Source organism: Acidimicrobiales bacterium, from assembly GCA_035512495.1.
GTDB lineage: Bacteria > Actinomycetota > Acidimicrobiia > Acidimicrobiales > CADCSY01 > DATKDW01.
Map to the genome: position 1 here is coordinate 1 of DATKDW010000003.1, position 7,533 is coordinate 7,533.

At 71.4% G+C, this 7,533-nt stretch carries 6 protein-coding genes and 1 pseudogene; all 7 read left to right on the forward strand.

The features are described 5' to 3' along the window. Positions 1-301: CDP-alcohol phosphatidyltransferase family protein (locus VMN58_00155; GenBank protein ID HUF31603.1), on the forward strand; the 301-nt coding region annotated here is incomplete at its 5' end. 4 nt (positions 302-305) lie between these two features. Further along, on the forward strand, positions 306-1,529 hold the full coding sequence (locus VMN58_00160) for a competence/damage-inducible protein A (protein HUF31604.1): 1,224 nt from the start codon (positions 306-308) through the stop codon (positions 1,527-1,529). A 220-nt stretch (positions 1,530-1,749) separates the two neighbouring features. After that, the gene (gene recA / locus VMN58_00165; protein HUF31605.1) at positions 1,750-4,131 is read left to right on the forward strand and encodes an intein-containing recombinase RecA; all 2,382 of its coding nucleotides are present in this window, start codon (positions 1,750-1,752) and stop codon (positions 4,129-4,131) included. A 148-nt stretch (positions 4,132-4,279) separates the two neighbouring features. After that, positions 4,280-4,537: pseudogene (locus tag VMN58_00170) on the forward strand (stage V sporulation protein S). Between the two features lie 212 nt (positions 4,538-4,749). Further along, complete coding sequence (miaB, locus tag VMN58_00175; protein ID HUF31606.1) at positions 4,750-6,150, forward strand: tRNA (N6-isopentenyl adenosine(37)-C2)-methylthiotransferase MiaB; 1,401 nt, start codon at positions 4,750-4,752, stop codon at positions 6,148-6,150. A gap of 4 nt (positions 6,151-6,154) precedes the next feature. Beyond that, positions 6,155-7,072 (forward strand): tRNA (adenosine(37)-N6)-dimethylallyltransferase MiaA, encoded by a 918-nt coding sequence (miaA, locus tag VMN58_00180; GenBank protein HUF31607.1) that lies wholly within the window; start codon positions 6,155-6,157, stop codon positions 7,070-7,072. After that, positions 7,063-7,533: diaminopimelate epimerase (gene dapF / locus VMN58_00185; GenBank protein HUF31608.1), on the forward strand; the 471-nt coding region annotated here is incomplete at its 3' end. The genes miaA and dapF, both read left to right, overlap by 10 nt.

Genomic DNA, 7,533 nt, shown 5'->3' on the forward strand with positions numbered 1-7,533 from the left:
GGCACTGGTGGTCAAGGGCAGCTTCTGGGTGGTCCCGGTGGCGATCATCGCCGTGCGCGAGGTGGCCATGAGCGCGTACCGCGGCTGGGTCAGCCGCCGGGGGGTCTCCCTGCCGGCCCGCCGGTCGGCCAAGGTCAAGACCGCGGTGCAGGACGTGGCCGTTGGCCTGGCGCTGTTCCCGCCGCTGGCCGACCGCAGCCCGGGGGTGGCCGACACCGTGCTGTGGGCCGCCGTGGTCCTCACCGTGGCCACCGGGGTCCAGTACCTCCTCGACGGACGGCGGACAAGCGTTGCGCTGTGAGGTCGTGGCCGTGGGCACCGAGCTGCTGCTCGGGCAGATCGTCGACACCAACTCGTCGTGGCTCGGCGAGCGCCTGGCGCTCTCGGGCATCGACTCCCTGCACCAGACCAAGGTGGGCGACAACCTTGAGCGCATCGTCGACACGCTGCGCCTGGCGCTGAGCCGGTCCGACGCGGTGATCGTCTGCGGCGGCCTCGGCCCTACCCAGGACGACATCACCCGGGAGGCCATCGCCGAGGTCATGGGGGTGGCGCTGGTGCTCGACGACGACATCGTCGAGCGCATCCGCGCCATGTTCGGAGCCCGGGGACGCACCATGGCGGCCAACAACGCCCGCCAGGCCGACGTGCCCGTGGGGGCGACGGTGATCGAGCAGCGGCGAGGCACCGCTCCGGGCCTGATCTGCCCGGTGGGCGACAAGGTCGTCTATGCCGTCCCGGGCGTGCCCTACGAGATGACCGAGATGGTCGAGCGGGCGATCATCCCCGACCTCGAGGACCGGATGGGCGAGCGGGCCACCATCGTCAGCCGGGTGCTGCGCACCTGGGGCGACGCCGAGTCCACCCTGGCCGAGCGCCTGGCGCCGCGCCTCGAGGCGCTCGATGCCGCCGGCAACCCCACCATCGCCTTCCTCGCCAGCGGCATCGAGGGCATCAAGGTCCGGATCACCGCCAAGGCGCCCACCGAGGCCGAGGCCCTGAAGCTGGTGGAGGCCGAGGACGCCGAGGTGCGCGCCATCCTCGGCACCAACGTCTTCGGGGTCGACGACGACACGATGGAGTGGGCCGTCGGCGCCCTCCTGCAGGACCTTGGCCTCACCCTTGGCCTGGCCGAATCGGCCACCGGTGGGCTCGTCGCCTCCCGCATCTGCGCCGCCGAAGGCTGCAGCGCCTGGTTCCGGGGTGCGGTGGTGGCCTACGACTCGCAGGTGAAGTTCGACGTGCTCGGCGTGCCCGAAGGGCCGGTGGTCACTGAGGCCACCGTCGAGGCCATGGCCCGGGGCGCCCAGCGGGTGTTCGGCGCCGACATCGGCCTCGCCGTCACCGGGGTGGCCGGCCCCGCCGAGCAGGAGGGCCAGCCGGTGGGCACCATGATCTTCGGCCTCGCCATCGGCGACGACGTCGAGGTGGTGCGGACCCGCATGCCCGGCGACCGCGAGCGGGTGCGTCAGTTCGCCACCATCTCTGTGCTCAACCTCCTCCGCCTGCGCCTCCTCGCCCTCGGCTGAGGACTCGTCCGCTGGGGCGGATGGTCGTCGATGGTCGTCGATGGTCGCTGAGGGTCCTTGAACGAACGTGCGTTCGTGGGTACTGTCTGGCGAAGTCACACGGGTGTGATTCGCCGGCCTCGGTTCGCTGTCACACCCCCTTCGTAGGGTGAGCCCATGCGAATCGGGGCCCGTCGAGGTCCCTTTCCCCCCAGACGCCAGCAAGCAGAAGGAGCACCCGGTGGAGCGAGACAAGGCACTCGAGATGGCCCTCGGACAGATCGAGAAGAGCCACGGCAAGGGCTCGATCATGAAGATGGGCGAGAAGTCCTCGATGGACATCGAGTCCATCCCCACGGGCGCCCTGGCGCTCGACCTGGCCCTCGGCATCGGCGGCCTACCCCGGGGCCGGGTCACCGAGATCTTCGGCCCGGAGTCCTCGGGCAAGACCACCCTCGCCATGCACGTGGTGGCCGAGGCCCAGCGCAACGGCGGCATCTGCGCCTACATCGACGCCGAGCACGCCATGGACCCGATCTACGCCCGGGCCATCGGCATCGACATCGACGAGCTGCTGATCTCCCAGCCCGACACCGGTGAGCAGGCCCTCGAGATCGCCGACACCCTGATCCGCTCCGGCGCCCTCGACGTGGTGGTGATCGACTCGGTGGCGGCCCTCACCCCCCGGGCCGAGATCGAGGGCGAGATGGGCGACAGCCACGTCGGCCTCCAGGCCCGCCTCATGTCGCAGGCCCTGCGCAAGCTCACCGCCAACCTCAACAAGTCCCACACCATCTGCATCTTCATCAACCAGCTCCGCGAGAAGAGCGGTGTGATGTGTGGTTCACCCGAAACCACGCCGGGTGGTCGGGCGCTGAAGTTCTACTCCTCGGTCCGCCTCGACATCCGGCGCATCGAGTCGATCAAGGACGGCGTCGAGGTGGTGGGCAACCGCACCCGGGTCAAGGTGGTGAAGAACAAGTGCGTCGCCGCCGGCACCACCGTGTTCGACCCCACCACGGGGCTCACCCATCGGATCGAGGACATCGTCGACCGCGGCGACGGCACCTCCGTGGTGGCAGCCGACAAGCTCGGCAAGCTGCACGTGCGTCCCATCGTCAGCCGGATGGACCAAGGTGAGCACGAGGTCCTCGGGCTTCACCTCCGCGACGGCACCGCCCTGTGGGCCACGGTCGACCACAGGATCCTCACCGATTCGGGATGGCGCCAGGCCGGTGACCTGGTGGTGGGCGACCGTGTCGCCCGTCCTCGTCGAGCGTTCGGCTTCGGGGACCACGAGCCGGTGCCGGCGGCCCATGCCCGCATGCTGGGCTACCTCATCGGTGATGGCTATGTCGGCGGCAAGACACCGATCTCGTTCGTGAACGTCCAGCCAGTCCTCCACGAGGACGCCGCTGCCATCGCGTCCTCTCTTGGTTGCGGGGTCCGAACCCGTGGGATCGAAGCCAGCTTCTCCCACCGCCCGGGTGAAAAGAACGGCCTGTTGGCGCTGGCTCGCTGGGCTGAGATCTGGGGTCATCTGGCGCCGGAGAAGCGCATCCCCGCACCGTTCTTCGCCCCCGATGTCTCCGGCGACGTGGTGGGCAACCTGTTGTTCGGGATCTTCGAGAGCGACGGCTACGTGAGCCGGGAGCAGACCGGAGGGGTCCGCGTCGGGTTCAGCACCACGTCCGAGCAGCTCGCCCGGCAGATCCACTGGCTCCTCCTGCGCTGGGGCATCGGGAGCGCGGTGCAGGTGTACGACCCCACGACCAGGCGTCCCAGCCTCATCAAGGGCCGCGAGGTGCGAGCCAAGCGGCCGTGCTGGGAGGTGCGGGTGTCGGGGATCGACAACGTCGTCCGCTTCAAGGAGGCGCTGCCGATGTGGGGCCCCCGTGGCCAGGCGCTCACCGAGGCGTTGGCATCACCTGCGTTGGCCCGTCACCGTGGGTCGCAGCGGGGGTACCTGGCGGCCACCCAGACCGAACCGGTGCTCGCCTACCTCCGGGGCCTCGGCGTGTCGGCCACGACGGCGGCCCAGCTCGTCGGTGAGGGAGCCGGTGATCCCAAGGGCGGGCTGCGGCAGGTCCTCGGTCACAGCCGGCTCCGCCGCGACCGCCTCGAGCGCTTGGCAGCCGCTCTCGACAGCTCGTTCCTCATGGACCTGCTCGATGAGGACGTCTGGTACGACAAGATCACGGCGGTGAGCCCGACGGAGTGGCGGCCGATCTACGACATCGAGGTCGACGAGCACCACACCTTCGTGGCCAACGACATCGTCGTCTCGAACTGCGCCGCCCCATTCCGCCAGGCGGAGTTCGACATCATGTACGGCCACGGCATCAGCCGTGAGGGGTCGGTGCTCGACATCGGTGTCGACCTCGGCATCGTCAAGAAGTCCGGTGCCTGGTACACCTACGAGGGCGAGCAGCTGGGCCAGGGCCGGGAGAACGCCAAGACCCTGCTGGCGGAGACGCCCGAGCTGATGGTGGAGATCTCCGAGAAGATCCGCACCCAGGTGGGCGCGACCGACGAGGTCGAGGACGAGGCCGGCGACGAGGCGGGCGACGAAGCCGACGCCCTGGCCGAGCTCGACCCCGACGAGCCGCTGCGCCTCGACTGAACCCCCGGCGGCCCCCGACAGGCCCCTACCGACCTCTTGGCATCGAAATTCAGCCAAACGGGAGGAAACGGCAGGAGCTTGCCGGGGCGACGTCGAAAGAGTGGTGCGTATGGCAGTGACCCTGTCGAACGAGCCCCGGGGGGGCGTCATGGAAGTGCTGAAGGTCTCCAGCCGTTCCAGCCCGAACTCCGTCGCCGGTGCGATGGCTGGCGTGATCCGCCAGGCCGGCACCGTCGAGGTCCAGGTGGTCGGTGCCGGGGCCCTCAACCAGGCGATCAAGGCGCTCGCCATTGCCCGGGGCTACGTCGCCCCGTCCGGTGTCGACCTCGTCTGCGTCCCCACCTTCGCCGACATCGAGATCGACGGCGAGCGCCGCACGGCGATCCGCCTGTGCATCGACGATCGGGCTCGGCGCCTCCCCGGCGAGATCGAGGTGCCACCGGTCCTCGTCGGCATCGACCTCGATGCCGACGGCACCACGAACGCCGCCACGAACGGTGACGTCCGGGCCAACGGCGACCGCCGGCCCGCCGGCGCCGACCGGCCCGCCACCAGCGACGCCCGGGCCGAGTAGGTCCCGACGCCAGCCGATCGGGAGTCGACCTCTAGCCTGGGGTCGTGACCCGCCGCTACGTCGTTCGCACCTTCGGGTGCCAGATGAACGTGCACGACTCCGAACGCATCGCCGGCCTCCTGGAGGCCGACGGCCTCGCGGCCACCGACGACGTGGCCGAGGCCGACGTGGTGGTGCTCAACACCTGCTGCATCCGGGAGAACGCCGACAACAAGCTCTACGGCACCCTCGGGCACCTCAAGGCCCTCAAGGACGCCCGGCCGGGCATGCAGATCGCCGTGGCCGGCTGCCTGGCCCAGAAGGACCAGGCGACCATCCAGGAGCGGGCTCCCCACGTCGACGTGGTCTTCGGCACCCACAACACCGCCAGCGCCGTCGACCTCCTGCATCGTGCCGAGGCCGAGGGTCCGGTCATGGAGATCCTCGCCGAGAGCGACGCCTTCCCCTCGGCCCTGCCTGTTCGCCGCGACCTCGACTGGTCGGCGTGGGTCACCATCCAGATCGGCTGCGACAACCGCTGCGCGTTCTGCATCGTGCCCTCGGTGCGGGGCGAGGAGATCAGCCGCCCGTTCGCCGACGTGGTGGCCGAGGTCGAAGGGTTGGCGGCGGCGGGCACCGTCGAGGTGACCCTGCTCGGCCAGAACGTCAACTCCTACGGTCGCGACCTCACCCTTGCCGCCCGCCGGGACGGCGCCGACGTGCGGGCCAGGCCGCTCTTCGCCGACCTGCTGCGGGCCGTGGGCGCCGCGGAGGGGATCCGGCGGGTCCGCTTCACCAGCCCCCACCCGAAGGACCTCCGCCCCGAGACCATCGCCGCCATGGCCGAGACCGAGGCGGTCTGCGAGCACCTCCACCTGCCCCTCCAGGCGGGCAGCGACCGCGTCCTGGCGGCCATGCACCGGGGCTACACCGCCGAGCGCTACCTCGAGCGCCTGGCCGCCGCCCGCGTCGGCGTGCCCGACCTGGCGGTGACCACCGACATCATCGTGGGGTTCCCCGGCGAGACCGATGACGACTTCGAGCGCACCCTCGAGGTCGTGGCCGAGGCTGCCTACGACAGCGCCTACACCTTCATCTTCTCGCCCCGCCCCGGCACCGAGGCCTTCGAGATGGCGGACCGGTTCGTCCCCGCCGAGGTGGTGGCCGACCGCTTCGAGCGCCTCCGCATCGTCATCGAGCGCAGCGGCCTGGCCAAGCACGAGGCGCGGGTGGGTCGCACCGAGGAGGTCGTGGTCGAGGGGCCAAGCAAGAAGGACGCCGCGGTGCTCAGCGGCCGCACCCGCCAGAACAAGCTCGTCCACTTCACCTCGCCGTCGCCCCTCGGCGCCGGGACCGTGGTCGACGTGGTGGTCACCGGGGCTGCGCCGCACCACCTCCGGGGCGATCTGGTGGCCGTCACCGCCCGACCCCGCCACAAGACCCGCATCCCCGTCGCCGCCGGCTGAGCGCGTGAGCCCCGCACCTCCGCTGGCCCTCGTCGGCCCGACGGCGTCGGGGAAGTCGGCGCTCGCCCACCGCGTCGCCCGCCGGGCCGGCGACGTGGAGATCGTGAGCGTCGACTCCATGCAGGTGTACCGGGGGATGGACATCGGCACGGCCAAGCCCACCCGTGTGGAGCAGGCCAAGGTGCGCCACCACCTCATCGACCTCGTGGAGCCCGACGAGGACTTCTCGCTGTCGCGCTTCCAGGCGGCTGCCCGTGAGGCCCTCGCCGACATCGCCGGGCGGGGCCGGCGGGCCCTGCTCGTGGGCGGCACCGGGCTCTACCTTCGGGCGGTGGTCGACGACCTCGAGGTGCCCGGCCGCCACCCCGAGGCCCGGGCCGAGGTGGACTCCGAGCCCGACACCGCCGCTCTGCACCGCCGGCTCCGGGAGCTCGATCCCGTGGCCGCCGCCCGCATGGAGCCCACCAACCGCCGGCGGGTGGTGCGGGCGCTGGAGGTGACCCTCGGCAGCGGTCGGCCCTTCTCGTCGTTCGGGCCGGGCCTCGACGCCTACCCGCCCGCCGGGGTCGCTCAGGTCGGCCTCCGCCTGGACCCGATGGTGCTCGACCGCCGCATCGACGAGCGCGTCACGGCCATGGTCGAGGCAGGGCTGCTGGACGAGGTGCGGGCCCTAGCTGCCCGCCCGGGCGGGTTGTCGCGCACTGCCCGCCAGGCGCTGGGCTACCGCGAGCTGCTCGACCACCTCGAGGGGAGGACGACCTTCGACGAGGCGGTAGCCGAGGTCGTGACCCGCACCCGGCGCTTCGCACGGCGCCAGGTCCGCTGGTTCCGGCGGGACCCTCGCATCCGGTGGGTCGACGTGGGCGAGAACGGGCTCGTGCCCGACGACGAGGTGCTGGGAGACTGGTCGCGATGCAGCTGACCAAGCACCACGGCCTCGGGAACGACTTCCTCGTGCTGCTCGACCTCGAGGGCACCACGCCCATCGACGCCGGGCTGGCCCAGGCGGTGTGCGACCGTCGGCGCGGCGTCGGCGCCGACGGGCTCATCAGGGTGTCGCCCGGCTCCGGTGGGACCGATGTCGCCATGACGCTGCTCAACAGCGACGGCGGCCGGGCCGAGATGAGCGGCAACGGCATCCGCTGCCTGGCCCACGCGCTCGCTCGCTCCCAGGGCGTCGAGCGGGCGACCTACGACATCACCACCGACGCCGGCCCGCGCCGGGTGGAGATCGAGCTGTCGGACGGGGGCCGCACGGCGTGGAGCACCGCCGACATGGGCGTGCTGCGGGCGGCGCCGGCCCGCGATCCCGGGCTGGGGGCCGAGGCCTCGATGGGCGTGGACGTCGGCAACCCGCACCTGGTCGCCCGCTTCCGGGACGAG